General features: G+C 73.3%; 23 protein-coding genes. 15 read left to right on the top strand and 8 right to left on the bottom strand.

The features are described from left to right. Positions 1 to 125: 125 nt before the first annotated feature. Both M0M48_RS08745 and M0M48_RS08750 read left to right on the top strand, forming a co-directional pair. Positions 126 to 3,512 (top strand): pyruvate carboxylase, encoded by a 3,387-nt coding sequence (locus tag M0M48_RS08745; RefSeq protein ID WP_257750825.1) that lies wholly within the window; start codon positions 126 to 128, stop codon positions 3,510 to 3,512. A 12-nt stretch (positions 3,513 to 3,524) separates the two neighbouring features. Next, on the top strand, positions 3,525 to 4,145 hold the full coding sequence (locus M0M48_RS08750) for a LysE family translocator (RefSeq protein ID WP_215815962.1): 621 nt from the start codon (positions 3,525 to 3,527) through the stop codon (positions 4,143 to 4,145). Here the strand turns inward: M0M48_RS08750 and M0M48_RS08755 are convergent. After that, a complete protein-coding gene (locus tag M0M48_RS08755; protein ID WP_257750826.1) occupies positions 4,105 to 5,175 on the bottom strand; it encodes an AraC family transcriptional regulator in 1,071 nt (356 codons plus the stop codon). The two genes, M0M48_RS08750 and M0M48_RS08755, sit on opposite strands and share 41 nt — an antisense overlap. 70 nt (positions 5,176 to 5,245) lie before the next feature. On the opposite strand from M0M48_RS08755, the gene M0M48_RS08760 reads away from it, so the two are divergent. The 3 genes from M0M48_RS08760 to M0M48_RS08770 are packed head-to-tail and all read left to right on the top strand — an operon-like array spanning position 5,246 to position 8,893. After that, a complete protein-coding gene (locus tag M0M48_RS08760; RefSeq protein ID WP_257750827.1) occupies positions 5,246 to 6,724 on the top strand; it encodes a flavin-containing monooxygenase in 1,479 nt (492 codons plus the stop codon). Next, complete coding sequence (locus M0M48_RS08765; RefSeq protein WP_257750828.1) at positions 6,721 to 8,412, top strand: GMC family oxidoreductase N-terminal domain-containing protein; 1,692 nt, start codon at positions 6,721 to 6,723, stop codon at positions 8,410 to 8,412. The genes M0M48_RS08760 and M0M48_RS08765 overlap by 4 nt, the downstream gene beginning before the upstream one ends. Continuing rightward, entirely contained in the window at positions 8,405 to 8,893 is a 489-nt protein-coding gene (locus M0M48_RS08770; protein ID WP_257750829.1) for an aminoacyl-tRNA deacylase, read from the top strand. Before M0M48_RS08765 ends, M0M48_RS08770 begins: the two co-directional genes overlap by 8 nt. Here M0M48_RS08770 and M0M48_RS08775 read toward each other — a convergent pair whose 3' ends face one another. After that, complete coding sequence (locus tag M0M48_RS08775; protein ID WP_257750830.1) at positions 8,894 to 9,628, bottom strand: hypothetical protein; 735 nt, start codon at positions 9,626 to 9,628, stop codon at positions 8,894 to 8,896. A 57-nt stretch (positions 9,629 to 9,685) separates the two neighbouring features. Between M0M48_RS08775 and M0M48_RS08780 the strand changes: the two genes are divergently transcribed. After that, on the top strand, positions 9,686 to 11,011 hold the full coding sequence (locus tag M0M48_RS08780) for a M20/M25/M40 family metallo-hydrolase (protein WP_257750831.1): 1,326 nt from the start codon (positions 9,686 to 9,688) through the stop codon (positions 11,009 to 11,011). A gap of 70 nt (positions 11,012 to 11,081) precedes the next feature. Here M0M48_RS08780 and M0M48_RS08785 read toward each other — a convergent pair whose 3' ends face one another. Beyond that, on the bottom strand, positions 11,082 to 11,321 hold the full coding sequence (locus tag M0M48_RS08785) for a DUF5703 family protein (RefSeq protein ID WP_308220375.1): 240 nt from the start codon (positions 11,319 to 11,321) through the stop codon (positions 11,082 to 11,084). After that, positions 11,318 to 12,271 carry an aldo/keto reductase gene (locus M0M48_RS08790; protein ID WP_257750832.1) on the bottom strand — a complete coding sequence of 318 codons (954 nt, stop codon included), beginning with the start codon at positions 12,269 to 12,271 and terminating at the stop codon, positions 11,318 to 11,320. The genes M0M48_RS08785 and M0M48_RS08790 overlap by 4 nt, the downstream gene beginning before the upstream one ends. Before the next feature lie 79 nt (positions 12,272 to 12,350). On the opposite strand from M0M48_RS08790, the gene M0M48_RS08795 reads away from it, so the two are divergent. After that, entirely contained in the window at positions 12,351 to 13,193 is an 843-nt protein-coding gene (locus tag M0M48_RS08795; RefSeq protein WP_257750833.1) for an undecaprenyl-diphosphate phosphatase, read from the top strand. 6 nt (positions 13,194 to 13,199) lie between these two features. Here M0M48_RS08795 and M0M48_RS08800 read toward each other — a convergent pair whose 3' ends face one another. Together M0M48_RS08800 and corA are read right to left on the bottom strand one after the other, a co-directional pair. Then, positions 13,200 to 13,664, bottom strand: coding sequence for a hypothetical protein (locus M0M48_RS08800; RefSeq protein WP_257750834.1), 465 nt, complete (start codon positions 13,662 to 13,664; stop codon positions 13,200 to 13,202). Further along, positions 13,655 to 14,635 (bottom strand): magnesium/cobalt transporter CorA, encoded by a 981-nt coding sequence (corA, locus tag M0M48_RS08805; protein ID WP_257750835.1) that lies wholly within the window; start codon positions 14,633 to 14,635, stop codon positions 13,655 to 13,657. Before corA ends, M0M48_RS08800 begins: the two co-directional genes overlap by 10 nt. A gap of 48 nt (positions 14,636 to 14,683) precedes the next feature. On the opposite strand from corA, the gene M0M48_RS08810 reads away from it, so the two are divergent. The 4 genes from M0M48_RS08810 to mshC are packed head-to-tail and all read left to right on the top strand — an operon-like array spanning position 14,684 to position 17,998. After that, on the top strand, positions 14,684 to 15,421 hold the full coding sequence (locus tag M0M48_RS08810; protein WP_257750836.1) for a histidine phosphatase family protein: 738 nt from the start codon (positions 14,684 to 14,686) through the stop codon (positions 15,419 to 15,421). 24 nt (positions 15,422 to 15,445) lie between these two features. Then, positions 15,446 to 16,003 (top strand): DUF3090 domain-containing protein, encoded by a 558-nt coding sequence (locus M0M48_RS08815; protein ID WP_215815949.1) that lies wholly within the window; start codon positions 15,446 to 15,448, stop codon positions 16,001 to 16,003. After that, a complete protein-coding gene (locus M0M48_RS08820) occupies positions 16,000 to 16,740 on the top strand; it encodes an SCO1664 family protein (RefSeq protein WP_257750837.1) in 741 nt (246 codons plus the stop codon). The genes M0M48_RS08815 and M0M48_RS08820 overlap by 4 nt, the downstream gene beginning before the upstream one ends. A gap of 22 nt (positions 16,741 to 16,762) precedes the next feature. Then, positions 16,763 to 17,998, top strand: coding sequence for a cysteine--1-D-myo-inosityl 2-amino-2-deoxy-alpha-D-glucopyranoside ligase (gene mshC, locus M0M48_RS08825; protein WP_215815948.1), 1,236 nt, complete (start codon positions 16,763 to 16,765; stop codon positions 17,996 to 17,998). Positions 17,999 to 18,222: 224 nt separating this feature from the next. Here mshC and M0M48_RS08830 read toward each other — a convergent pair whose 3' ends face one another. After that, on the bottom strand, positions 18,223 to 19,068 hold the full coding sequence (locus M0M48_RS08830) for a PAC2 family protein (RefSeq protein WP_374584282.1): 846 nt from the start codon (positions 19,066 to 19,068) through the stop codon (positions 18,223 to 18,225). 140 nt (positions 19,069 to 19,208) lie between these two features. Between M0M48_RS08830 and metH the strand changes: the two genes are divergently transcribed. Then, positions 19,209 to 22,991: a methionine synthase gene (gene metH, locus M0M48_RS08835; protein ID WP_257750839.1), complete on the top strand. Its 3,783-nt coding sequence runs from the start codon at positions 19,209 to 19,211 to the stop codon at positions 22,989 to 22,991. Between the two features lie 28 nt (positions 22,992 to 23,019). After that, positions 23,020 to 23,685: an HAD family hydrolase gene (locus M0M48_RS08840; RefSeq protein ID WP_257750840.1), complete on the top strand. Its 666-nt coding sequence runs from the start codon at positions 23,020 to 23,022 to the stop codon at positions 23,683 to 23,685. Here the strand turns inward: M0M48_RS08840 and M0M48_RS08845 are convergent. Then, the gene (locus M0M48_RS08845; protein WP_257750841.1) at positions 23,651 to 24,556 is read right to left on the bottom strand and encodes a RecB family exonuclease; all 906 of its coding nucleotides are present in this window, start codon (positions 24,554 to 24,556) and stop codon (positions 23,651 to 23,653) included. The two genes, M0M48_RS08840 and M0M48_RS08845, sit on opposite strands and share 35 nt — an antisense overlap. Positions 24,557 to 24,607: 51 nt before the next feature. On the opposite strand from M0M48_RS08845, the gene M0M48_RS08850 reads away from it, so the two are divergent. After that, positions 24,608 to 25,744, top strand: a complete 1,137-nt coding sequence (locus tag M0M48_RS08850; protein WP_257750842.1) for a site-2 protease family protein — start codon at positions 24,608 to 24,610, stop codon at positions 25,742 to 25,744. A 33-nt stretch (positions 25,745 to 25,777) separates the two neighbouring features. Next, positions 25,778 to 26,719, top strand: coding sequence for a tRNA (adenine-N1)-methyltransferase (locus M0M48_RS08855; protein WP_308220376.1), 942 nt, complete (start codon positions 25,778 to 25,780; stop codon positions 26,717 to 26,719). The last annotated feature ends 59 nt before the right edge of the window (positions 26,720 to 26,778 follow it).

The raw sequence follows: 26,778 nt of genomic DNA on the forward strand, positions 1-26,778 counted from the left end.
TCCGCGGGTCCTGAGGATGGTGGTGCTTCACCACCTTCGACCCAGGGAGCCGCCATGCACCACACCGACACCGCCAGGACGCAGGAGCGGCGCGTCGTGCCCGGCACCGGGTCGGGGTGCTGACGATGTTCTCGAAGGTCCTGGTCGCCAACCGCGGCGAGATCGCCATCCGCGCGTTCCGGGCGGCGTACGAGCTCGAGGCCACGACCGTGGCCGTCTTCCCCTACGAGGACCGCGGCTCCGAGCACCGGCTCAAGGCCGACGAGGCCTACGAGATCGGCGAGCGCGGGCACCCGGTGCGCAGCTACCTCGACCCGGAGGCGATCGTGGCCGCCGCGGTGGCGTGCGGCGCGGACGCGATCTACCCGGGCTACGGCTTCCTGTCGGAGAACCCGGCGCTGGCCGAGGCCTGCACGGCGGCCGGCATCACGTTCATCGGCCCCTCGGCCGAGGTGCTGACGCTGACGGGCAACAAGGCCCGCGCGATCGCCGCGGCCAAGGCTGCGGGCGTCCCGACCCTGCGCAGCGTGGACCCGTCGACCGACGTCGACGCGCTGGTCGCCGCGGCCGAGGCGATCCCGACGCCCCTGTTCGTCAAGGCCGTCGCGGGCGGCGGCGGTCGCGGCATGCGCCGCGTGGACGAGCGCGCCGGACTGCGCGAGGCGGTCGAGACCTGCATGCGCGAGGCCGAGGGCGCGTTCGGCGACCCGACGGTGTTCATCGAGCAGGCGGTGGTCGACCCGCGGCACATCGAGGTGCAGATCCTGGCTGACGGCTCGGGCGAGGTCATCCACCTGTTCGAGCGGGACTGCTCGGTGCAGCGCCGCCACCAGAAGGTCGTCGAGATCGCCCCGGCGCCCAACCTCGACCCCGCCCTGCGCGACCGGATGTGCGCCGACGCGGTGCGCTTCGCCCGCGAGATCGGCTACTCGTGCGCGGGCACGGTCGAGTTCCTGCTCGACCCCGAGGGCAACTACGTCTTCATCGAGATGAACCCGCGGATCCAGGTCGAGCACACGGTGACCGAGGAGGTCACCGACGTCGACCTGGTCCAGTCGCAGATGCGGATCGCGGCGGGGGAGACCCTGGCCGACCTGGGGCTGACCCAGGACAGCATCCGGCTGCGCGGCGCCGCGCTGCAGTGCCGGATCACGACCGAGGACCCGGCCAACGGCTTCCGTCCCGACACCGGCACCATCACCGCCTACCGGTCCCCGGGCGGGGCGGGCGTGCGCATCGACGGCGGTACGACGTTCACCGGCGCCGAGGTCAGCCCCCACTTCGACTCCATGCTGGCCAAGCTGACCTGCCGCGGCCGCACCTTCGACGACGCCGTGGCCCGCGCCCGGCGGGCGGTCGCGGAGTTCCGGATCCGTGGCGTCGCCACGAACATCCCCTTCCTGCAGGCGCTGCTCGACGACCCCGACTTCGAGACCGGCCGGGTCACCACCTCGTTCATCGAGACCCACCCCGGGCTGCTGACGGCGCGGGCGTCCGGCGACCGCGGCACCCGGCTGCTGACCTACCTCGCCGACGTCACGCTCAACCAGCCCCACGGGCGCTCGCCGGTCTCGGTGGCGCCGGTCGCCAAGCTCGCCACCCTGGACCCCGCGCACGCCGTACCGGACGGCACGCGGCAGCGGCTGCTGGCCGTCGGGCCCGAGGCGTTCGCGGCCGAGCTGCGGGCGCAGTCGGCGGTCGCGGTCACCGACACGACCTTCCGCGACGCCCACCAGTCGCTGCTGGCGACGCGGGTCCGCACCCACGACCTGCTCGGGGTGGCCGGCCACGTCGCCCGCACCACGCCGGAGCTGTGGTCGCTGGAGTGCTGGGGCGGGGCGACCTACGACGTCGCGCTGCGCTTCCTGGCCGAGGACCCGTGGGACCGGCTGGCCAAGCTGCGCGCCGCGGTGCCCAACATCTGCCTGCAGATGCTGCTGCGCGGGCGCAACACGGTCGGCTACACGCCGTACCCGACCGCGGTGACCGACGCCTTCGTCGAGGAGGCCGCCGCCACCGGCATCGACGTGTTCCGGATCTTCGACGCGCTCAACGACGTCGAGCAGATGCGTCCCGCGATCGCCGCGGTCCGGGCGACCGGCACCAGCGTCGCCGAGGTGGCGCTCTGCTACACCGGCGACCTCTCCTCGCCCGACGAGGACCTCTACACGCTCGACTACTACCTGCGCCTGGCCGAGCGCATCGTCGACGCCGGCGCCCACGTGCTCGCGATCAAGGACATGGCCGGCCTGCTGCGCGCCCCGGCGGCGCACACGCTGGTGACGGCGCTGCGCGAGCGCTTCGACGTGCCCGTCCACCTGCACACCCACGACACCGCGGGCGGCCAGCTCGCCACCCTCGCGGCGGCGATCGACGCCGGTGTCGACGCCGTCGACGCCGCGTGCGCCGCGATGGCCGGCACCACCTCGCAGCCGCCGCTGTCGTCGCTGGTCGCGGCCACCGACCACGGCCCCCGCGAGACCGGGCTCGACCTGGGCGCGGTCAACGCGCTCGAGCCCTACTGGGAGGCCGTCCGCCGGCTCTACGCCCCGTTCGAGTCCGGGCTGCCGGCGCCGACCGGGCGGGTCTACCGCCACGAGATCCCCGGCGGCCAGCTCTCGAACCTGCGCCAGCAGGCGATCGCGCTGGGTCTGGGAGAGCGGTTCGAGGCGGTCGAGGACATGTACGCCGCGGCCAACGACATCCTCGGCCGGGTGCCCAAGGTGACGCCGTCGTCCAAGGTCATCGGCGACCTCGCCCTGGCGCTCGTCGCCGCGGGCGCCGACCCCGAGGCGTTCGCGGCCGACCCGTCGTCGTACGACATCCCGGCGTCGGTGATCGGCTTCCTGCACGGCGAGCTCGGCGACCCGCCGGGCGGCTGGCCCGAGCCGTTCCGGTCCAAGGCGATCGCCGGCCGGCCGTGGACGCCGCCCGACGAGACGCTCACCGCCGAGCAGGCGGAGGGGCTCGCGGGCGACTCGGCCCAGCGCCGCGCGACGCTCAACCGGCTGCTGTTCCCCGGGCCCACCCGGGAGTACGACGAGGCGCGCTCGAAGTGGGGCGACCTGTCCGTCGTGCCGACGCGGGAGTACCTCTACGGCCTGCAGTCCGGTGAGGAGCACGTCGTCGAGCTGGCCGAGGGCAAGCGCCTCATCCTCGGCGTCCAGGCGATCAGCGAGCCCGACGAGCGCGGCTTCCGGACCGTGATGTGCCTGCTCAACGGGCAGATCCGCCCGATCTCGGTGCGGGACCGCTCGGTCGCCGCCGAGGTCGCCGCCGCCGAGAAGGCCGACCCCGCCCAGCGCGGCCACGTCGCGGCGCCCTTCCAGGGCGTCGTCACCGTGACCGTCGCGGAGGGCGACCAGGTCGCGGCCGGCGACACCGTCGCCACCATCGAGGCGATGAAGATGGAGGCCGCGATCACCGCGCCCGTCGACGGGACCGTCCAGCGCGTCGCGCTCACCGGTCCGCACCCCGTCGAGGGCGGCGACCTGGTCGTGGTGGTCGGCTGACACCATCGGAGGGTGAGCGGGTACCTCTCCTTCGTCCTCTTCGCCGCGCTGCTCGCGACGGCACCGGGGCCGGACACCTTCCTGACCCTGCGCGCGAGCGTGGTCGGCGGCCGTCGCCGCGGCCTGCTGACCGCCGCCGGGATCACCGTGGCGGGCACCCTCCAGGGGGTGCTCGCCGCGACCGGCCTCGGCGCCGTCCTGGCCCACGCGGAGCCGGTCTTCCTGGCCGTGCGCTGGGCCGGCGTCGCCTACCTGACCTGGCTCGGGGTGAGCGCCCTGCGCGACGCGCTGCGCAACGACGGCCGCGGCTGGGCGGTCGGCACCGGCGGTGGGACGACGCGCCCGTGGGTCGCCTTCCGCCAGGGCTTCCTGTGTAACATCACCAACCCCAAGGTGCTCGCGTTCAACCTCGCGGTGCTGCCCCAGTTCGTCGGTGACGGCCAGGGCCTGCCCGCGCTGCTCGTCTACGCGCTGACGCTCGTCGTCATCGGCGCCGTCGTCCTGGTCACCGTCGTCTGGATCGCCGGCAAGGCCACCACCGCGCTGGCCCGGCCCCGGCTGCGGCGCGGCGTCGACGGAGCGACCGGGGTGGTCATGCTGGGCTTCGCGACGGCCCTGGCCGTGGAGGCCTGAGCCCGCGCGGGGTCCGCCCCGTCCAGCGCCGGTAGGCCACGACCAGGCTGGTGGCCTCCGCGTAGCCGAGGCGCTCGGCGATGTCGTCGAGGGTCAGCCCCGGGTCGGCGAGCAGCCGCTCGGCGGCGAGGGCGCGCACCTCGTCGAGGAGCGTCCGGTACGACATCCCGGCGTCCTGCAGCCGGCGCCGCAGCGAGCGCTCGCTGAGCCCGAGCGCCGCCGCGACCGCGGCCATCGGCGCACCGTCCTCGAGCCGCTGCGCGACGAGGATTCGCACCTCCTCGGCGATGCCGTGCCGGCGCCGGTCGCGCCGCGGCGAGACCAGGTCGAGGCACAGCGACTCGGCCAGCGCGAACGCGTGGGCGTTGGCCTGGGGGAGGCGCAGGTCGAGCCACGACGCGTCGAACCGCAGCGTCGCCGAGCGGCTCGCCCACCGGGGAGCGACGCCGAACGCCGCCCGCCGCCCGGCGGCCGCGTCGTCGTCGGGCGCCGGGAACGGCAGCCCGACCGCGTTCAGCCGCGGCGCGCCGCCGCAAATCTCGCGCAGCACCGTCCAGATCGCCGCCAGGTCGCGCTCGACCACGAACGCGCGCACGTCCGGGGGCACGGCGTGCTCGTCGCCGGTGACCACGACCGCGCCGTCCTCGACGACGGCGGAGAGGGGAGTGAACGAGAAGCTCAGGTCGATGAAGCGCAGCGCCAGGTTGGCGGCGTCGCCGAGCGTGGGGCTGCTGAGCAGGGCGAAGCCGAGCGGGCCGAAGGTCGAGGCGTGGTAGGCGGCGCCCGCCTCCGCGCCGGTGACCCGGGGATCCGCGGCGAGCAGGTTGCGCACCACGCGCAGCTCCTGCGCGGCCGTGACCTCGCGGCGGTGGTCGGCGACGTCGCGGGCACCGAGCCCGGTGCCGCGCAGCAGCAGGGCCGGGTCGAGGCCGCGCGCGCTGCCGAGAGCGACCAGCAGCGCCGTGCCGGCGACGTACCGGGGGAAGTCCCAGTCGCGGGTGGCGGCCGGCTCGAAGGTCGCGGACATCATGGCCGGAATTATGGATCGGCTGGCCGGAGGTCGCTGGCACCGACCCGCCGTGGTTCCTACCGTGGGGACCATGAGCTCCCGTCCCTCCGTGATCGTCGTCGGCGCCGGCTTCGGCGGTCTTGCCGTCGCCCACCACCTGCGGGCGGCGGGCTTCGACGACATCACCCTCCTCGAGCGCGCCGACGACGTCGGCGGGGTCTGGCGCGACAACACCTACCCGGGCGCGGCGTGCGACGTCCCGTCGGTGCTCTACTCCTGGTCGTTCGCGCCCAAGACCGACTGGTCGCACCGCTACGCGCGCCAGCCGGAGATCCTCGACTACATCCGCGACCAGGCCCGGCGCAGCGGGCTGCGGGACCGGGTCCGCACCGGAGCCGAGGTGGCCGCCGCCCGGTACGACGAGGCGACCCGCCGCTGGACCGTCACCCTCACCGGCGGCGAGACCCTCGACGCCGACGTGCTCGTCTCGGCCGTCGGCCAGCTCTCGCGGCCGGCCGTGCCGCGGATCCCGGGGCTCGACACGTTCGCCGGCCCGGTCTTCCACTCGGCGGACTGGGACCACGACGTGCCGCTCTCCGGACGCCGGGTCGGCGTGATCGGCACCGGCGCGAGCGCCATCCAGCTCGTCCCCGCCATCGTCGACCGGGTCGGTGCGCTCACCGTCTTCCAGCGCTCGGCGCCCTACGTCGTCCCGAAGCCCGACGGCGCCTACTCCCGCCGCCAGCAGCACCGGTTCGCCCGGCACCCCCGCCTGCACCGCGCCACCCGGCAGGGGGTCTTCCACCTCTCCGAGCAGCTCAACCGCACGCTCGACTCCGACGGACGGCTGGCCGGCGTGCTGCACCGCGCCTGGCGACTCCACCTGCGCCGGCAGGTCGCCGACCCGCAGCTGCGGGCGAAGCTGGTGCCCGACTACCCGCTGGGCTGCAAGCGGCTGCTGTTCTCCAACGACTGGTACCCCGCGCTCACCCGCCCCCACGTCGAGGTGGTGGGCGACGCCATCGCGGCGGTCGAGCCGACCGGGGTGCGGACCGGCGACGGTCGGCTGCACGAGCTCGACGTGCTCGTCCTCGGTACCGGGTTCGCCGCCACCGACCTCCTGGCGCCGATGGAGATCACCGGCCGTGGCGGACGCCGCCTCGCCGACGCCTGGGCCGGTGGCGCCCGCGCCCACCTGGGCATCACGGTGCCGGAGTTCCCGAGCCTGTTCGTGCTCTACGGACCGAACACCAATCTCGGCGGCAGCTCGATCATCGGGATGCTCGAGGCCCAGGCCCGCTACGTCGTGCAGGCCGTCCGCGAGATCGCCGCGCACGGACCGTTGGAGGTGCGCGCCGACCGCGCCGCGGCCTACGACACGGAGATGCAGGACCGGCTGGCCGGCAGCGTGTGGAGCGCGTGCGCGAGCTGGTACCGCGAGCCCGGCGGCCGGATCACCACCAACTGGCCCGGCACGGTGACCGAGTACCGCCGCCGCACGGCCCGGTTCGACCCCGGTGACTTCCGGCGGCTCGACGAGCGCCGCGACGAGGAGGCGGAGGTCCGGTGACCCACTACGACGTCCTGGTGATCGGCTCCGGCTTCGGCGGCAGCGTCACAGCGCTCCGGCTGGCCGAGAAGGGCTACCGCGTCGGCGTCCTGGAGGCGGGCCGGCGGTTCGCCGACGACGAGCTGCCGACGAGCTCGTGGAAGGTCCGCGACTACGTCTTCAACCCGGCGCTCGGGTGCTACGGCCTGCTCCGGATGACCCTGCTCAAGGACGTGCTGGTGCTCACCGGTGCGGGCGTGGGCGGCGGCTCGCTCGTCTACGCCAACACGCTCTACGAGCCGCCCGCAGCCTTCTACGACGACCCGCACTGGGCCGCGATCACCGACTGGGCCGACGAGCTCGCCCCCTACTACGACCAGGCGCGGCGGATGCTCGGCGTGACGGCGTACCCGCACACGTCGCCCTCGGACCGGGTGATGCGTTCGGTCGCCGACGGGCTCGGCGTGGGGAAGACCTTCCGGCCGACCGACGTCGGGGTGCTCTTCGGCGAGCGGCCGGGGCAGCGCGTGCCCGACCCGTTCTTCGGCGGTGCCGGCCCCGAGCGCACCACCTGCACCGACTGCGGCGCCTGCATGACCGGCTGCCGGGTGGGCGCGAAGAACACGACGGTCAAGAACTACCTGCACCTCGCCGAGGCCGCCGGTGCCGTCGTGCACCCGCTGACCACCGTCACCGACGTGCGCCCCCGTCCCGGCGGCGGGTACGCCGTCACCACGCGCCGCACCGAGGGCAAGCTGCGCCGCGGCCGGAGCACCTTCACCGCCGACCAGGTCGTCTTCGCCGCCGCCTCGCTCGGCACCCAGCGGCTGCTCCACCGGCTGTGCGAGCGCGGCAGCCTGCCCCGGATCTCACCGCGCCTCGGCGAGCTCACCCGGACCAACTCCGAGGCCATCCTCGGCGTGCGGGCGCGCGGCGACGACGTCGACTACTCGCGCGGCGTCGCGATCACCTCCTCGCTCCACGTCGACGAGCACACCCACGTCGAGCCGGTCCGCTACGGCCGCGGCAGCAACCTGCTCGGCCTGCTCATGGCCGCACTCACCGACGCGCCCGGCGACGGCCGCTCCCGGGCGCTGGCCGGCCTGCGCGAGATGTGGCGGCAGCGCCGCGACCTGCCGCGGCTGCACGACCCGCGCGGCTGGTCGGAGCAGACCATCGTGCTGCTGGTGATGCAGAGCCTCGACAACTCGCTGACGACGTACCTGCGCCGGCGGCCGTGGGGCCGCACGATGAGCACCCGGCAGGGCACCGGCGCCGCCAACCCGGTGTGGATCCCCCAGGGCCACGACGTCGCCCGCAGCGTGGCCGCCGAGATCGACGGCATCCCGGGCGGCACCTGGGCCGACCTCGTCAACGTCCCGGCCACCGGGCACCTGATCGGGGGCTGCCCGATCGGCGAGAGCGCCGCCGACGGGGTCGTCGACCCCTACCACCGCCTCCACGGGTACGACGGCCTGCACGTGATCGACGGCTCCACGGTGGCCGCCAACCTGGGCGTGAACCCGTCGCTGACCATCACCGCGATGGCCGAGCGGGCGGTCGCGATGTGGCCGAACCGGGGTGAGGCCGACGGCCGGCCCGCGCCCGGCTCGTCGTACGTGCGGGTGGCGCCGGTCGCGCCGCGCGCGCCCGCCGTCCCGGCCGGCGCTCCGGCTGGGTACCGCGTCCTAGATTGGTGGCGTGCCTGAGCAGCCCGACCCCACCGACCGGTCCGCGCGCGCCGTCGCCGCCGCCGACGAGCTCGGCCTCTCCTACGAGGTGACCCGGCACGGCCCGGTCGGCTCGCTCGAGGAGGCCGCCGCCGCCCGCGGCGTCGAGCCGCGCCAGATCGTCAAGACCATGGTGGTCCGGGTGGCCGACGGCGACCACCGCTTCGTGCTCGTGCCCGGCGACCGCGAGATCTCCTGGCCCCTGCTCCGGACGCTGCTCGGCGTCAACCGGATCTCGATGCCCTCGGCCGACGCCGCCCGCGAGGTCACCGGCTACGTCCGCAGCACGATCACGCCGCTCGGCGCCACCACCGCGCTGCCGGTGATCGCCGACGAGCGGGTCACCGGTCCGGTCTCCATCGGCGGCGGCGGATACGGCGTCGCGCTCACCGTCGACGGCGACGCCCTGGTCGCGGCGCTCGGGGCGACCGTCGCCGACGTCACCGCGCCGGCCGGCTGATCAGCTCGGCGCCGCCGACGGCCGCAGCTCGTCGAGCACCGCGCCCGCGAGGTCGTAGCGGACCACCGCGGACTGGCCGTACTCGTCGCTCGCGTAGGCGGTGAGCCAGTCCTGCGTGCTGTCGTCGGGCTGCGGCCGGGTGACGAGCAGGTAGCACTGCTCCGGACGGGCGAGCAGCCCCTGCGCGTAGTCGCACATCTCCGCCAGCCGGGTGCCGTCCAGGCTCGCCAGGTCGTACGGCGTCTCGCGGCTGGTGGTCTTGTTCCACTCGGCGAACCCGGTGCCGTCCCACTGGTAGACGTCCGCGGCCTCGCCGCCGACCGGGGCGGGGACGGTGAGCACCGCGTAGTCGTCGTACAGGGCGACCTCGTAGGCGGTCGTGCCGATGCCCTCCTCGCGCATGGCGGTGAGCATGGTGTCGAAGCCGACCGCGCTCTGCGGCCCGGGCACGGGGGCCGCGGCCTCGTCCCGGGCGACCTGCTCGTCGCCGGACCGGCCGATCACCACGCCGACCACGATCATCGCGACCATCGCCACCAGCACGAGCACCCCGGTCGCCGGGGTGGTCGGTCCGCGCCGCACCGTGCGCTCCTCGACGGTGCGCACGTAGGGGAGGTCCGCCGGCGGCTCGTAGGGGGTCACCGACGGCCGGACGTCCGCCGCGTCGGCGTCCCGCCCGGTCTCGGCGCGCCGGCGCGAGCCGGGGCGGTACTGCTGCCAGTTGGGGGGTGCCACGGCGCCACGGTAGTGGCCCGGGTGCACCCGTCGGGGACCAGGTGCGACGATGGCGCCATGGCCGACCCCACCCCCCACGACGTCACCGGCGAGGTCGTCGACATCTGCCGTGACCTGATCCGCATCGACACCTCCAACTACGGCTCCGACGAGGGCCCCGGCGAGCGCAAGGCGGCCGAGTACGTCGCCGGCCTGCTCGACGAGGTCGGCATCGCCGCCGAGGTGATCGAGTCCAAGCCGGGGCGGGCCAACGTGGTGGCGCGCTGGGGCGGCTCCGGGTCCGCGGCGACCGCCGAGCGGGGTGCCCTGCTGCTGCACGGCCACCTGGACGTCGTACCGGCGGCGGCGGAGGACTGGCAGGTCGACCCGTTCAGCGGCGAGGTCAAGGACGGCTACGTGTGGGGCCGCGGCGCGGTCGACATGAAGGACTTCGACGCGATGCTGCTCTCGGTGGTCCGGGCCCGGCAGCGCGCCGGCCGGGCGCCCGAGCGCGAGGTCGTGCTCTGCTTCACCGCCGACGAGGAGGCCGGCGGCCACGACGGCGCCCAGGTACTCGTCGAGGAGCACGCCGAGTGGTTCGAGGGCTGCACCGAGGCCGTCGGCGAGGTCGGCGGCTTCAGCACCACCGTCCGCGGCCAGCGCCTCTACCTCATCGAGGCCGCTGAGAAGGGCATGGCCTGGATGCGCCTGAGCGCCCGCGGCCGTGCCGGCCACGGCTCGATGCTCAACGACGACAACGCCGTCACCCGCCTCGCCGCCGCCGTCGCCCGCATCGGCGCCCACGACTGGCCCGTCCGCCTCACCCCGACCATGCGCACCCTGCTCGCCACCGTCGGCGAGCTCGCCGGCGTCGAGGCCACCCCCGAGAACGCCCCCGCCCTCGTCGAGGAGTTCGGCGGCGCCGCCCGCATGCTCGGCGCGGTCCTGCGCAACTCGACCAACCCGACCATGCTCGAGGCCGGCTACAAGGTGAACGTCATCCCGACCGACGCCACCGCCCACGTCGACGGCCGCTTCCTGCCCGGCTTCGAGGACGAGTTCTTCAGCACGCTCGCCGAGCTGACCGGCGAGGGCATCGACATCGACTTCGTCTCCCGTCAGCCGCCCTGGGAGACGCCGTACGACGGCGCGCTCGTCGACGCCATGACCCGCAGCCTCCTCGCGGAGGACCCGGGCGCGCTGGTCGCGCCGTACCTGATGAGCGGGGGGACGGACGCCAAGCACTTCACCCAGCTCGGCATGCGCGCCTACGGCTTCGCGCCGCTGCGGCTGCCCGAGGACCTCGACTTCACCGCGCTCTTCCACGGGGTCGACGAGCGGGTGCCGGTGGACGCGCTGGAGTTCGGTGCGCGGGTGATGGACCGGTTCCTCGACGAGATCTGAGGTCGCGGTTTGGTCCCAAACCGCATGTCTGCACGGCGTGTCGTTGCGGTTTGGGACCAAACCGCACGCATCAGGCGGTACGCACGGCCCGGATGATCTTGCGGCGCAGCACGACCCGCCGCTTGCCGTCCGGGCCGATCTGCACCCGGTCCAGCTCCCAGCCACCGTGCTCGGCGCGCTCGACGAGCAGCTTGGTGACCACGTTGCGCGAGAAGTCGCGGTCGAAGGTGACCCGCTCGAACTCCCACTCGACCCCGCGGCCCAGCCCGCGCATCAGGCCGGGACGCAGCAGGGTGCGGCTGGTGGTCATGCCGCGCCGCCCGAGACGTCGTCCAGGGCCGCCCTGATCTCGGGGGGCAGCACCTTGTCCTCGGAGCCGAGCGCCGCGCTGAGCTGGGCGGCGGTGCGGGCGCCGACGACGGGTGCGGTGACGCCGGGGGAGTCGCGCACCCAGACCAGGGCCACCTCGAGCGGGGTCCAGCCGAGGCCGTCGGCCGCGCGGGCGACCGCCTCGACGATGCCGCGGCTGTGGTCGTCGAGGTAGGCCTCGACGAAACCGGAGAAGACGGGCGAGGCGGCGCGGGAGTCCGAGGGGGTGCCGGTGCGGTACTTGCCGGTCAGCACGCCGCGTCCCAGCGGCGACCACGGCAGGACGCCGATGCCGAGCGCCTCGGCGGCCGGCAGCACCTCGCGCTCGATGCGCCGGTTGACCAGGGAGTACTCCACCTGGGTGGACGCGATCCGTGCCCGGCCGGGGACGGACTCCTGGAGGGTCACCGCGCGGGCGGTCTGCCAGCCGTTGTAGTTGGAGATCCCGACGTACGTCGCCCGTCCGGACGCCACCGCGTGGTCGAGCGCGGCCAGCGTCTCCTCGAGCGGGACCTCGTCGGTCCAGATGTGCACCTGCCACAGGTCGACGTGGTCGGTGCCGAGCCGCTTCAGGGACGTGTCGAGCCCGCGGAGCAGCGCACCCCGGGAGGTGTCGGTGACCCGCTCGGACCCGCGCCGCCAGATGCCGGCTTTGGTCGCGAGGACCACCTCGTCCCGGCGTACGACGTCGCCCAGGAGGGTGCCGATCAGCTCCTCGGAGCGTCCGTCGGTGTAGCCGGCGGCGGTGTCGATCGTCGTACCGCCGGCCTCGACGAAGGCCGTGAGCTGGTCGCGCGCCTCGTGCTCGTCGGTGTCCTTGCCCCACGTCATCGTGCCCAGGGCGAGCCGCGACACCTGGAGGCCGCTGGCGCCGACGTACCGCTGCTGCATGGGGCACAAGGTATCCGGCCCGCCCCGCGAGCGGTGCGCCGCCACACCGCCGACCACCCACTCCCTACGATGAGCCCTCGTGGCCGACTTCTTCCAGGCAGTGTTCCTCGGCGTGCTCCAGGGGCTGACCGAGTTCCTCCCGATCTCCAGCAGCGCGCACCTGCGGATCTTCCCCGAGCTGTTCGGCTGGGGCGACCCGGGCGCGGCGTTCACCGCGGTGATCCAGATCGGCACCGAGCTCGCCGTCCTCGTCTACTTCCGCAAGGACATCTGGCGCATCGCCCGCGCCTGGGTGCTCTCGCTGGTCAAGCCGGAGTACCGCGGCTCCCTGGACGCCCGGATGGGCTGGTACATCATCGTCGGCTCGATGCCCATCGTGATCCTCGGCGTCCTGCTCAAGGACATCATCGAGAAGGACTTCCGCAACCTCTGGATCATCGGCTGCACCCTGATCGTGATGGGCCTCGTCCTCGGCCTCGCCGACCGGATCGGCCGCAACGAGCGCGCCATCAAGCAGATGACCCTGCGCGACGCCGCCCTCATGGGCGGCGCCCAGGCCCTCGCCCTCGTCCCCGGCGTCTCCCGCTCCGGCGCCACCCTGTCGATGGGCCGCTTCCTCGGGTACGAGCGCGAGGCGGCCACCCGCTTCGCCTTCCTGCTCGCCATCCCGGCCGTCGTCGGCGCCGGCCTGTTCGAGCTCAAGGAGATCGCCAACGTCGGCACCGCGCACGCGGGCGAGGCCAACTACGGCTGGGTCCCGACCATCACCGCGACCGTCGTCTCGTTCGTCGTCGGGTACGCCGCCATCGCGTGGCTGCTGCGCTGGGTCAGCACCAAGTCCTACACGCCGTTCGTGCTCTACCGGGTGGTGCTCGGGGCGGCTGTGCTGGTGCTGCTGGGGACGGGTGTGCTGGCGGCCTGAGCGTCGCTAGCGGCGGCCGAGCGAGACGCCGAGGTCGGTACGCGGGTCGCTGCGGAACTCGTCGTCGTAGGTGAGCGTCGCGTGGATCCGGTGGCCGTCGATGCGGGTCCGGAAGGTCCACGGATCGCCCGGCACGGCTGTCCAGCCGGCCTCCGCCAGGACCCCTGCGCCGTGGCGGAGCGCGGCGTCCCGCGCCAGACCGGTGGCCAGCTCGAGCCCGGCGGCGATCGAGCTGTCGTCCGGGTCGCACGACCAGTACGGGTCCGCGCCGGGATCGAGCCGGTCGGCCAGTGCGGCGAGCGCCGGGTCGTCGGCGAGGCGCCGAGCCAGGTCGACGTCGGTCCGGGTGCAGCCGTAGATCCCCGTCCCGCCGTCGTACGCGAGGACGGCGCCGACCGCCGTCATGCTGACGAGCGTGACCGCCGCGGCGCCGAGGGCGACCGCCGTGCGGCCGCGGGCCCTCAGAACCATCCCGACTTCTTGAAGAAGATCCACAACCCCGTCACCGACGCCAGCATCAGCAGGATCGCGAAGGGGTACCCGAAGGTCCAGCTGAGCTCGGGCATGTGCGTGAAGTTCATGCCGTAGACCCCCGCGATCAACGTCGGTACGACGACCAGCGCCGCGCCCGCCGAGATCTTGCGCATGTCGTCGTTCTGCTGCACCGCCACCCGGGACAGGTGCGCGTCGAAGGCGCTGGAGAGCAGGTCGTCGAGGGTCTCCAGGCCGTCGGTGGCGAGCTGGAGGTGGTCGTTGACGTCGCGGAAGAAGGGCGCGGACTCGGCGGCGACGAGGTCGACGGCGCCGGTGGCGAAGCGGCGCATCGGCTCGCGGAGGGGGAGGACGGCGCGGCGGACCTCGGAGAGCTCGCGCTTGAGGATGTAGATCCGGCCGGCGTCGTTGGTGCGGCGGTCGGAGAAGACGGAGACCTCGACCTCGTCGACGTCGGTCTGGAGCTCGGCGACGACGGAGGTGTAGCCGTCGACGACGGCGTCGCACACGGCGTACACGACGGCGGACGGGCCGTGGCCGAGGACGGCCTGCTGCTGCTCGAGCTCGTGGCGGGCGTCGCGCAGCGAGGAGCCGCGGCCGTGGCGGACGGTGATGACGAAGTCGGGGCCGACGAACATGTTGATCTCGCCGGTCTCGACGGCGTCGTCCTCGTCGACGTACCAGAGGGTCTTGAGGACGAGGAAGAGGCTGTTCTCGTAGCGCTCCAGCTTGGGGCGCTGGTGGGCGACGACCGCGTCCTCGACGGCGAGCGGGTGCAGGCCGAAGGCCTGCGCGATCTCGGAGAGCTCGATGTGGCTCGGCTCGTAGAGGCCGACCCAGACGAAGTCGCCCTCGCCGTCGGCGGCGGCGCGCAGCGCCGGGTAGTCGTGCAGGTGGCAGTCCACCGGGACCCGGACGCCGTGGCGGTAGACGGCGCTGTCGACGATCACGGGCCCACGCTAGTACCGGCGCTCGGGGCGGCCACTAGGCTCGCCGTCATGGCCACCCTGCTGCTGGTCCGCCACGGGCGGACCACCGCGAACGCCTCGGGCATCCTCGCCGGACGTACGCCGGGGGTGCGCCTCGACGACACCGGCACCGAGCAGGTCGCGCGGGCCGGGGCGCGGATCGCCGCCGTCCCCCTCGCGGCGCTCCTCACCAGCCCCCAGGAGCGCTGCCGGCAGACCGCGAAGGCGGTCGCCGACGGGCAGCGCGGGGCCGGGCACCCGGTCACCAAGGCGGTCACCGAGCGGGGCCTGGCCGAGTGCGACTACGGCGACTGGCAGGGCCGGCCGATCAAGGAGCTGCTCAAGGAGCCGCTGTGGCAGACGGTCCAGCGTCAGCCGTCCGCGGCGGTGTTCCCGGGCGGTGAGTCGATGGTCGTCATGCAGCACCGCGCCGTGTCCGCCGTACGACGGATCGACGCGGCGATCACCGCCGAGCACGGCCCCGACGCGGTCTGGGTGGCGGTCAGCCACGGCGACATCATCAAGTCGGTGCTGGCCGACGCGCTGGGCATGCACCTCGACCTGTTCCAGCGGATCAACGTCGACCCGGCCTCGGTGTCGGTGGTCCGCTACGCGGCCGACCGGCCCTACGTGCTGGCCAGCAACACCCACGACGGCGACCTGTCCTGGCTCGCGCCGAAGCCGGCTCCGAAGGGCGCGAGCAAGCGCCGGCGGCGTGCCGCGACCGACGACGGTGCCGTCGTCGGCGGTGGCGCCGGTCCGGCCTGAACCGGGCTGGATAGGCTCGGGACCATGCCCATCGTCCACGGATTCGACCCGCCGGAGCGCTTCGTCGCCGGCACCGTCGGCGAGCCCGGCAGCCGCACCTTCTTCCTCCAGGCCCGGATCGGACCGCGCATGGTCTCGGTCTCGCTGGAGAAGCAGCAGGTCGCGGCGCTGGCCGAGCGGATCGACGAGCTGCTGGACGAGGTGATCGCCGACGGCCGGGCCCGCGGGGTGGTGCCGGCGATGGCGCCGTTCGGGCTCGCCGACGACGAGCCGCTGGAGCTGCCGATCGTCGAGGAGTTCCGGGCGGGCACCATGACCCTCTCCTGGGACCCCGACGACGAGCGGGTGGTGGTCGAGGTCTTCCCGGTCGGTGAGGAGCCGGTCGAGCTCACCGACGGCGAGGACCCGGCCGAGGTGCTGCTGGTCCGGCTCGAGCCCGGCCAGGCCCGCGCCTTCGTACGACGCTCGGAGCACGTCGTGGGCGCCGGACGTCCGTCCTGCCCGTTCTGCGGCCAGCCGATCGACCCCGAGGGCCACCTGTGCGTGCGAGCCAACGGGTTCAAGCGCCGCGACCCGTCGTGACGATCACCATCAAGGGCCGGATCATGCCGGCCTCCAACGCCACCTTCCTCGGCGAGCTCGACGGCCGCGAGGTCGTCTACAAGCCGGTCGCGGGGGAGCGCCCGCTGTGGGACTTCCCCGACGGGACGCTCGCGGACCGCGAGGTGGCGGCGTACCTCGTCGCCCAGGCCACCGGCTGGGACCTGGTGCCGCGCACGTGGTGGGGCGAGGGCCCGCACGGTCCCGGCATGGTCCAGGAGTGGCAGGAGGTCGACCCCGACCAGGACGCCGTCACGCTGGTCCGCTCCGGGGCGACGCCCGACGGCTGGCTCGAGGTGGTCGAGGGGCTCGACGACCGCGACCGGCCGGTCACCCTCGTCCACGAGGACACCGCCGTCCTGCGCCGCCTCGCCGTGTACGACGTGCTCGTCAACAACGCCGACCGCAAGGGCGGTCACGTGCTCGCCATGACCGGCGGCCACCGCTACGGGGTCGACCACGGTGTCGCCTTCCACCACGAGCCCAAGCTGCGCACCGTCCTGTGGGGCTGGGCCGGTACGCCGCTCGCCGACGACGAGGTCGCCGTGGTCACCTCGGTGCTCGCCGCGGTGCGCGGTGACCTGGGGGAGCGGCTCGGCACCCACCTGGCCGAGCACGAGCTGCGGGCGCTGGAGCGGCGTACCGAGCGGCTGCTGGCGGCCGGTGTCCTCCCGGGGCCCTCGGGGGACTGGCCCGCCATCCCCTGGCCGCCGTTCTAGGCCGAACCCCTAACATCAAGGCATGCGCGCATGGAACGCGCCGGGTCTCCCGGCGCTCCCGGTCTCCGGCCCCCCGGTCGTCCTCCACGACACCGCTACCGGCACCAAGGTCGCCGCACGCCCCGACGGCGCCGCGCGCCTCTACGTCTGCGGCATCACGCCCTACGACGCCACGCACATCGGCCACGCCAACACGTACGTCGCCTTCGACCTGCTCAACCGCGCCTGGCGCACCGCCGGGCACGACGTGCAGTACGTCCAGAACGTCACCGACGTCGACGACCCGCTGCTCGAGCGGGCCGACAAGGTCGGCGTCGACTGGGTCGAGCTCGCCGAGCGCGAGACCGAGCTGTTCCGCAAGGACATGGAGGCGCTGCGGGTGCTCCCGCCGGTCGCCTACATCGGCGCGGTCGAGTCGATCCCGCTCGTCATCGACCTGATCCAGCGCCTCGACGCGGCCGGGTCGGTCTACCGCGTCGAGCAGGACCTCTACTTCTCCGTGACCGCCGACCCCGCCTTCGGCGGCGAGTCCGGCTACGACCGCGAGACGATGCTCCGCTTCTTCGGCGAGCGCGGGGGAGACCCCGACCGCGCCGGCAAGAAGGACCCGCTCGACTGCGTCGTGTGGCGCGGCGAGCGCGACGGCGAGCCCGCCTGGGACAGCCCGTTCGGCCGCGGCCGTCCCGGCTGGCACATCGAGTGCGCGGCGATCGCGCTGGAGCACCTCGGCGGGGCGTTCGACGTCCAGGCCGGCGGCAGCGACCTCGTCTTCCCGCACCACGAGATGTGCGCCGGGCACGTGCAGGTGGCGACCGGCGAGCGCTTCGCCGAGATCTACAGCCACGCCGGCATGGTGGCCTACGACGGTCAGAAGATGTCGAAGTCGCTCGGCAACCTCGTCTTCGTCTCCGCCCTGCGCAACAGCGACATCGACCCGATGGCGATCCGCCTCGCGCTCCTGCGCCACCACTACCGCACCGACTGGGAGTGGACCGACGCCCAGCTCTGGCAGGCCGTCGACGACATCGCCTCCTGGCGCCGCGCGCTCGCCCTCGGCGCGGGCGCGGCCGCCGCCCCCGTGGTCACCGAGGTCCTGGCGGCGCTCGCCGACGACCTCGACGCCCCGCGCGCGACCGCCGCGATCGACGCCTGGGTCAAGGCGACCCTCGGCACCGACGGCCTCGCCGACACCAGCGATGCCGAGGCGGCCGTGACGCTGCTGCCGGTGCTCGACGCCGCGCTCGGCCTGGCGCTCTAGCCCGCCGCGGCGAGGACGCCAGCCGCTGCGGCAGTCGAGCGGTGGTTAGCGCACCCAGCGGCCCGAACGGCGCCGCCCCCGGCGGTGACCACGGTGACGGACGGCCGCCGGCGTGGGCGCCCTAGCCGCGGAACGCGTTGCAATTGGGCACGAACCGCACACGACGGGCCCGAATTTCTGCGGTTTGGGACCAAACCGCAGAGCCGGGCAGGTGAGAAACCCGCTCAGTCCTCTTCGCCGCGGCGCTTGAGGTAGCGCTCGAACTCCCGGGCGATTGCCTCACCCGTCGCCTCGGGCAGGTCGGCGGTGTCGCGCGACTCCTCGAGCGAGCGGACGTACTCGGCGATGTCCTCGTCCTCCTCGGCGAGCTCGTCGACGCCGCGCTCCCAGGCGCGGGCCTCGTCGGGCAGGTCGCCGAGGGGGATCGGGACCTCGAGCAGGTCCTCGAGCCGGCCGATCAGGGCGAGGGTGGCCTTGGGGCAGGGCGGCTGGGCGACGTAGTGGGGGACCGCGGCCCAGTAGGAGACGGCCGGCATGTCGACGCGGACGCAGGCCTCCTGGAGGACGCCGACGATCCCTGTCGGCCCCTCGTACGTCGACTGCTCCAGCGAGAGCCGGTCGAGCAGGTCGGCCTCGGTGGCCGAGCCCGAGACCGGGATGGGGCGAGTGTGAGGGCTGTCGGAGAGCAGGGCGCCGAGGGTGACCAGGAGCTCGCCGCCGAGCTCGTCGACGGTGCCGAGGAGCTCCTCGGTGAACTGGCGCCAGCGCATGTTGGGCTCGATGCCGCGGATCAGGATGACGTCGCGGTGGAGCTCGGGCGGCGAGGCGACCGCCACGTGGGTGCTGGGCCAGGTGAGCTTGCGGAAACCGTGCTCGTCGATGCCGACGGTGGGCCGGTTGACCTGGAAGTCGTAGTAGTCCTCGGGGTCTATCGCGGCCACGACCTTGGCGTTCCAGACCCGCATCAGGTGGTCCACCACGCCGGTGGCCGACTCCGCGGCGTCGTTCCAGCCTTCGAACGCGGCGATGACCACCGGCCGCACCAGCCCGGTGACCGTCTCGATCTCCATCACTCTGCGAGCCTAGTCGGCTCCGACGAAGTAGGATCGGCAGCAGTCGAGAGGCGTTGCAACGGACGGCCCACCGAGGGGTCGGTCCGCCACGCTCGGCCGATGAACCAAGGGCGCCTTCCACACGGAAGGATTGGTGCATGTCTGACATCGCGCGCGACGACGCGTCCGCCGGCTGGCAGCCGGATGCGACCGACGAGCTCACCGCGTTGCTGCGGGAGCGGATCGTCATCCTCGACGGCGCCATGGGCACCGCCATCCAGCGGGACCGGCCCGACGAGGCCGGCTACCGCGGCGAGCGGTTCGCGAACCGTGAGGAGTGGCCGAGCGACCTGATCGGCAACAACGACCTGCTCTCGGTCACCCAGCCCGAGATCATCGCCGGCATCCACCGCGAGTACCTCGACGCGGGTGCCGACATCGTCGAGACCAACACGTTCAACTGCAACGCGGTCTCGCTCAGCGACTACGGCATGGCCGAGCTGTCCTACGAGCTCAACATCGAGGCCACCCGGCTGGCCCGGGGCGTGGCCGACGAGGTCGCCGCCGCCACCGGCCGCAAGCGGTACGTCGCGGGCGCGCTCGGGCCCACCACCCGGACCGCGTCGATCAGCCCCGACGTCAACGACCCGGGCGCGCGCAACGTCTCCTACGAGCAGCTCGTCGAGGCCTACCTGGTCGCCGCCCGCGGTCTGGTCGACGGCGGCTCCGACCTGCTGTTCATCGAGACGATCTTCGACACCCTCAACGCCAAGGCGGCGATCTTCGCCGTCGAGACGCTCTTCGAGGAGACCGGCCGCCGCTGGCCGGTGGTCATCTCCGGCACGATCACCGACGCTTCCGGGCGCACGCTGTCCGGCCAGGTCACCGAGGCCTTCTGGGACTCGGTGCGCCACGCCCAGCCGCTCGCGGTCGGCCTCAACTGCGCGCTCGGCGCCGCCGAGATGCGCCCGTACGTCGCCGAGCTGTCCCGGCTCGCCGACTCCTTCGTCTCGGTCTACCCCAACGCGGGCCTGCCCAACGCCTTCGGTGAGTACGACGAGGCGCCGGGCGACACCGCCGGCGTCCTGGTCGAGTTCGCCGAGGCCGGCTTCCTCAACATCGTCGGCGGCTGCTGCGGCACCACGCCCGACCACATCGCCGAGATCGCCCGGGTGATGGAGGGCCGCGCGGTCCGCCAGCCTGCCGCCATCGAGCCGGCCATGCGGCTCTCGGGCCTCGAGCCGTTCACCATCACCGACGCCAGCCTCTTCGTCAACGTCGGCGAGCGGACCAACATCACCGGCTCGGCCCGGTTCCGCAACCTGATCAAGGACGGCGACTACGACACCGCCCTCACGGTCGCGGCCCAGCAGGTCGAGGCCGGCGCGCAGGTCATCGACATCAACATGGACGAGGGCATGATCGACGGCGTCGCCGCGATGGACCGCTTCGTCAAGCTGATCGCGAGCGAGCCCGACATCAGCCGGGTGCCGCTGATGATCGACTCCTCGAAGTGGGAGGTCATCGAGGCCGGCCTGCGCTGCGTCCAGGGCAAGCCGATCGTGAACTCGATCTCGCTCAAGGAGGGCGAGGAGAAGTTCATCGCCCAGGCCAACCTCTGCAAGAAGTACGGCGCCGCCGCGGTCGTGATGGCGTTCGACGAGGACGGCCAGGCCGACAACCTGGAGCGCCGCAAGGCGATCTGCGAGCGCGCCTACCGGGTGCTCGTCGACCAGGTGGGCTTCCCGGCCGAGGACATCATCTTCGACCCCAACGTCTTCGCGGTCGCGACCGGTATCGAGGAGCACGCCACCTACGGCGTGGACTTCATCGAGGCGACCCGCTGGATCAAGCAGAACCTGCCCGGCGCCAAGGTCTCCGGCGGCATCTCCAACGTGTCGTTCAGCTTCCGCGGCAACAACCCGGTGCGCGAGGCGATCCACGCGGTGTTCCTGTTCCACGCCATCGAGGCGGGGCTCGACATGGGCATCGTCAACGCCGGCGCCCTGGTGCCCTACGACACCATCGACCCGGCGCTGCGCGACGCGATCGAGGACGTCGTCCTCAACCGCACCGATGACACCCTGGCCGCCACCGAGCGGCTGCTCGAGCTCGCCGAGGCCCACCGCGGCACCGGCGAGAAGGTCGAGGCCGCCGAGGAGGAGTGGCGCGCGCTGCCCGTCGGCGAGCGGATCACCTACGCCCTGGTCAAGGGTCTCGACGGTTTCGTCGAGGGCGACACCGAGGAGCTGCGCCAGGAGATCGCGGCCCGCGGCGGCCGCCCCATCGAGGTCATCGAGGGCCCGCTCATGGACGGCATGAACGTCGTCGGCGACCTCTTCGGCGCCGGCAAGATGTTCCTGCCCCAGGTGGTGAAGTCGGCGCGTGTGATGAAGAAGGCCGTCGCCTACCTCATCCCGTTCATCGAGCAGGAGAAGGCCGCCAACCCCGAGCTGGCCAACACCAAGGACACCAACGGCACGATCGTCCTCGCCACGGTCAAGGGCGACGTCCACGACATCGGCAAGAACATCGTCGGCGTCGTGCTCTCGTGCAACAACTACGAGGTCATCGACCTCGGCGTCATGGTGCCGGCCCAGAAGATCCTCGACACGGCCAAGGAGGTCGGCGCCGACATCATCGGCCTGTCCGGCCTGATCACGCCGAGCCTGGACGAGATGGTCGGCTTCGCCACCGAGATGCAGCGCCTCGGCCTGCAGATCCCGCTGCTCATCGGCGGGGCGACGACCTCGCGCGCCCACACGGCGGTCAAGGTCGACCCGAAGTACTCGGGCCCCGTCGTCTGGGTCAAGGACGCCTCCCGCTCGGTGCCGACCGCGGCCGCCCTGCTCGACGACCGGCAGCGCCCGGCGCTGCTCGAGGCGACCAAGGCCGACTACGACTCGCTGCGCGCCCGGCACTCCCAGAAGTCTGACCGCCCGCAGCTGTCCTTCGCCGACGCCCAGGACAACAAGTCGCCGCTGGTCTGGGACGGCTACGCACCGCCGCAGCCGCGCACGCCCGGCGTCCACGTCCTCGCGGACTACGACCTGACCGAGCTGCGCGACTTCATCGACTGGCAGCCGTTCTTCAACGCCTGGGAGATGAAGGGCAAGTTCCCCGACATCCTCAACAGCCCGACGCTGGGCGAGGCCGCCCGCAAGCTGTACGACGACGCTCAGGTCATGCTCGACCGCCTGGTCGAGGAGAAGTGGCTCACCGCCAACGGCGTCTACGGCCTGTTCCCGGCCGCGAGCACCGGTGAGGACGTCGTGGTCTACGACGACGACGCGCGCGGCGCCGTCCGCACGACGCTGCACCAGCTGCGCCAGCAGGGTCAGCACCGCTCCGGCATCCCGAACCGCTCGATGGCCGACTACGTCGCGCCCATCGGTGCGGACCTCGCGCCGGGCGGCGGCGACTGGATCGGCGCCTTCGCGGTGACCGCCGGCATCGGCACCACCGAGCGGATCATGGCGTTCAAGGAGGACCTCGACGACTACTCCGCGATCCTGCTCGAGGCGCTCGCCGACCGGCTCGCCGAGGCGTTCGCCGAGCGGCTCCACCAGCGGGTGCGCACCGAGTTCTGGGCGCACGTGCCCGAGGAGCAGCTGACCAACGAGGACCTGATCGCCGAGAAGTACACCGGCATCCGGCCCGCGCCCGGCTACCCCGCCTGCCCGGACCACACCGAGAAGCGCACCATCTGGGAGCTGCTCGACGTCCAGGCCAACACCGGCATGGAGCTCACCGAGTCGATGGCGATGTGGCCCGGGGCGTCGGTCTCCGGTCTCTACTACAGCCACCCCGAAGCGCAGTACTTCGTGGTCGGCCGGCTCGGCCGCGACCAGATCGAGGACTACGCCGCGCGCAAGGGCTGGAGCGTCAAGGAGACCGAGAAGTGGCTCTCCCCGAACCTCGGCTACGACCCGGACGACTGAGCCGGCGCGGGGCTCCTAGGCTGGGTGGGTGACGAGCGCACCCCCCGGCCTGCCGGCCGCGGTCCTGTGGGACATGGACGGCACCATCGTGGACACCGAGCCCTACTGGATGGCGGCCGAGCAGGCCATCGCCGAGGAGCACGGCGGGACCTGGACCCACGAGGACGCGATGGCGCTGGTCGGCAGCGACCTGCTCGTCTCGGGCGCCTACATCAAGGACCGTCTCGGGCTGGCGCAGACGCCGGAGGAGATCGTCGAGATGCTCCTCGACAGCGTCGTCGCCCAGGTGCACCACGCGGTGCCGTGGCAGGCCGGCGCGCGGGAGCTACTGCTGGCACTGCGCGACGCCGGGGTGCCGTGCGCGCTGGTGACGATGTCCTACCAGCGGCTGGTCGCGCCGATCCTGGAGCACCTGCCGCCGGAGACCTTCCGGGTGATCGTCACCGGCGACATGGTCGACCGGGGCAAGCCGCACCCGGAGCCCTACCTGACGGCGGCGGCCGCCCTCGGCGTCGAGCCCGGTGACTGCGTCGCGGTCGAGGACTCGCCGACCGGGGCCACGTCCGCGGCGGCCGCGGGGTGCCGGGTGCTCGTCGTACCGAACCACGTGCCGGTGCCGGCCGCGCCCGGGCTGGTCTTCCGCGAGACGCTCGAGGAGCTCACTCCGCAGGAGCTGGGCTCGCTGCGCCCCTGACCGTGTCGAAGGGGAACGGCGGGGGAGTCCCGCCGTAGGACGGGCAGAGGGCCTGGTGCGCGCACCACTGGCACAGCGCGCCCGGCCGGGACTGGAACTCCCCGCGCTCGGTCGCCTGGCCGATGGCCTGCCAGACCGCCTGGACCTTGCGCTCGACGGCGAGCAGCTCGTGCTCGTCGGGCTCGTAGCGCAGCACCTGGCCGTCGCCGAGGTAGATCAGCTGGAGCAGCTTGGGCACGACGCCGCGGGTGCGCCAGATGACCAGGGCGTAGAACTTGAGCTGGAAGAGGACCTTGCCCTCGAACATCTCGCTGGGGGAGGCGCCGGTCTTGTAGTCGACCACCCGGATCGCGCCGTCGGGGGCGACGTCGACGCGGTCGACGACCCCGCGCAGCAGCAGCTTGGTGTCGGTGAGCGTCTCGACGTAGAGCTCGCGCTCGGCGGGCTCGAGCCGGCGCGGGTCCTCGAGGTCGAAGTAGCGGCGCAGCGTCTCGCGGCAGGAGACCAGCCAGGCGGCGACCTCGGGACCGTCGACGGGGAACATGGTGGCGACCGCGGGCTCGATCTCCTGGAGCTCGGCCCACGCCGGGTCGATCATCGTGTCGGCCGTCTCGGGCGTGCGGTCGGCGGCCGGGAGGTCGAAGAGCTGCTCGAGGACCCGGTGGACGACGGTGCCGCGCACGGCGGCCGGGGAGGGCGGCTCGGGGAGCCGGTCGATGGTGCGGAACCGGAACAGCAGCGGGCACGACAGGAAGTCGCCGACCCGCGAGGGGGACAGCGCGCCGACCACCTCGACCCCGTCGACGGGCGTACCGCCGCGCTCGGACGGATCGGCCGGCTCGACGCCGGCCGTGGTGGTCTCGGTGGTCATGCGTTCGACACTAGGGCAGGGCTCCGACAGCGGGCCGGATAGCCTCGGAGTGTGTCCGGTTCCTCCCCGTCCCGCCCCGAGCGTGCGCCCGTGCCCCGGGGGATGTTCCGGATCGGCCAGATCGCCGGCAGCGACGTCCTCGTGTCGGGCTCGTGGTTCCTCATCGCGGGCCTGATCGCGCTGATCATGGCGCCGCGGGTCGACCAGGTCCAGAGCGGCCTCGGCGTGTGGAAGTACGTCGTCGGGCTCGCCTTCGCGATCGCGCTCTACCTCGCTGTGCTGCTGCACGAGGCCTCGCACGCCGTGGTGGCCCGCCGGTTCGGCTTCCGGGTCCACTCCATCACCCTGCACTTCCTCGGCGGCGCGACGGCGATCGAGGGCGAGGCGCAGCGCCCGCGCCAGGAGTTCTGGATCGCGGTCGTCGGACCGCTGACCTCGATCCTGGTCGGTGCCGGCGCGCTCGGCCTGTGGTTCGTCATCCCCGAGGGCCTGCTGCGGCTGGTCGTCGAGGGCCTGGCCGGCGCGAACCTGCTCATCGGCGTGCTCAACCTGGTGCCCGGGCTGCCGCTCGACGGCGGCCGGGTGCTCAAGGCCGGCGTCTGGGCGGTCACCGGCCGGGTCGAGACCGGGACCACCGTCGCGGCGTGGGGCGGGCGCGTCCTGGCCCTGCTCGTCGGTGCCTGGGCGCTGTGGAGCACCCAGTTCGGGAGCATCACGAGCCCGCTGATCCTGGGCATCGTCGCGATCTTCCTGTGGACCGGCGCCTCCCAGGCGCTCGCTGTGTCCCAGATCAGCCGGCAGTTCAGCCGGCTCGACCCGGTCCGGCTGGCCCGCCGCGGCCTGGCCGTGGCCCCCGACCTCCCGCTCGCCGAGGCGGTCCGCCGGGCCCGCGAGGCCGAGGCCGGCGGCATCGTCACGGTCACCTCCGACGGCCGCCCGAGCGGGCTGGTCAACGAGGACGCCGCGCGCGCCGTACCGGAGGAGCGGCGGCCGTGGGTGCCGGTCTCCAGCGTCGCCCACGCCATCGGGCCGGAGCGGACCCTGCCCGCTGACGTCTCCGGCGCCGCGCTCCTCGAGACGCTGCGCCACAACCCGGCGACGGAGTACCTGCTGCTCAACCCCGACGGCTCGGTCTACGGCGTGCTGGTCACCTCCGACGTGCTCCGGCTCGTCCGCCGGTCCGGCTGAGCGCCCGCGCGGGCCTCCCGGTAGATTGCGCCGGTGACCGAAGCGACTCCCGACGTCCCGAACGACGCCTGGTCCGGTGTGCACCGCGGCCCCCTGCGTGCCGGCGAGTGGGTGCGCCTGGTCGACGGCAAGGGCCGCAAGCACAACTTCGAGCTGGTCGAGGGCAAGCGGTTCTTCTCCAACAAGGGCCACCTCGACCACGACGAGCTGATCGGCCGCGAGGAGGGCTTCGCGGTCACCTCGTCGGTGGGCGGGGAGTACCTCGTCTTCCGCCCGCTGCTCTCCGAGTTCGTGGTCTCGATGCCGCGCGGCGCGGCCGTCGTCTACCCCAAGGACTCCGCCCAGATCGTGGCGATGGCCGACATCTTCCCCGGCGCCCACGTCGTCGAGGCCGGCGTCGGCTCCGGTGCGCTGACCTGCTCGCTGCTGCGCGCGGTCGGCCCGCACGGGCGCGTGTCGTCGTACGAGCGGCGCGAGGAGTTCGCCGACATCGCCCGGCGCAATGTCACCCAGTTCTTCGGCGGCGACCACCCGGCCTGGCACCTCACCCTCGGCGACCTCGCCGAGGAGCTGCCCGCCTCGGGCGAGCGCTGCGACCGGATCATCCTCGACATGCTCGCCCCCTGGGACTGCCTCGACGCCGCCGCCGACGCGCTGCGCCCCGGCGGCATCGTCTGCGCGTACGTCGCGACCACCACCCAGCTCTCGAAGTTCGTCGAGGCGGTGCGGGTCCACGGCGGCTTCACCGAGCCCGCGCCCTGGGAGTCGCTGGTGCGCGACTGGCACGTCGAGGGGCTCGCCGTACGGCCCGGGCACAAGATGATCGGCCACACGGCGTTCCTGGTGACCGCTCGCCGGATGGCCCCGGGCGAGCGCGCCCCGCTCAAGAAGCGCCGCCCCGCGCCGGGCGCCTACGGCCCCGACTACACCGGCCCGCGCCCGCCCGGCGTCCCCGCGACGCCTGCCGACGACTAGCGCGGATGCTTTGCGGTTTGGTCCCAAACCGCAGCGTTTCGGGCTCCGGACATGCGGTT

This window comes from Pimelobacter simplex (assembly GCF_024662235.1).
In the GTDB taxonomy this organism is placed as follows: Bacteria; Actinomycetota; Actinomycetes; order Propionibacteriales; family Nocardioidaceae; genus Nocardioides.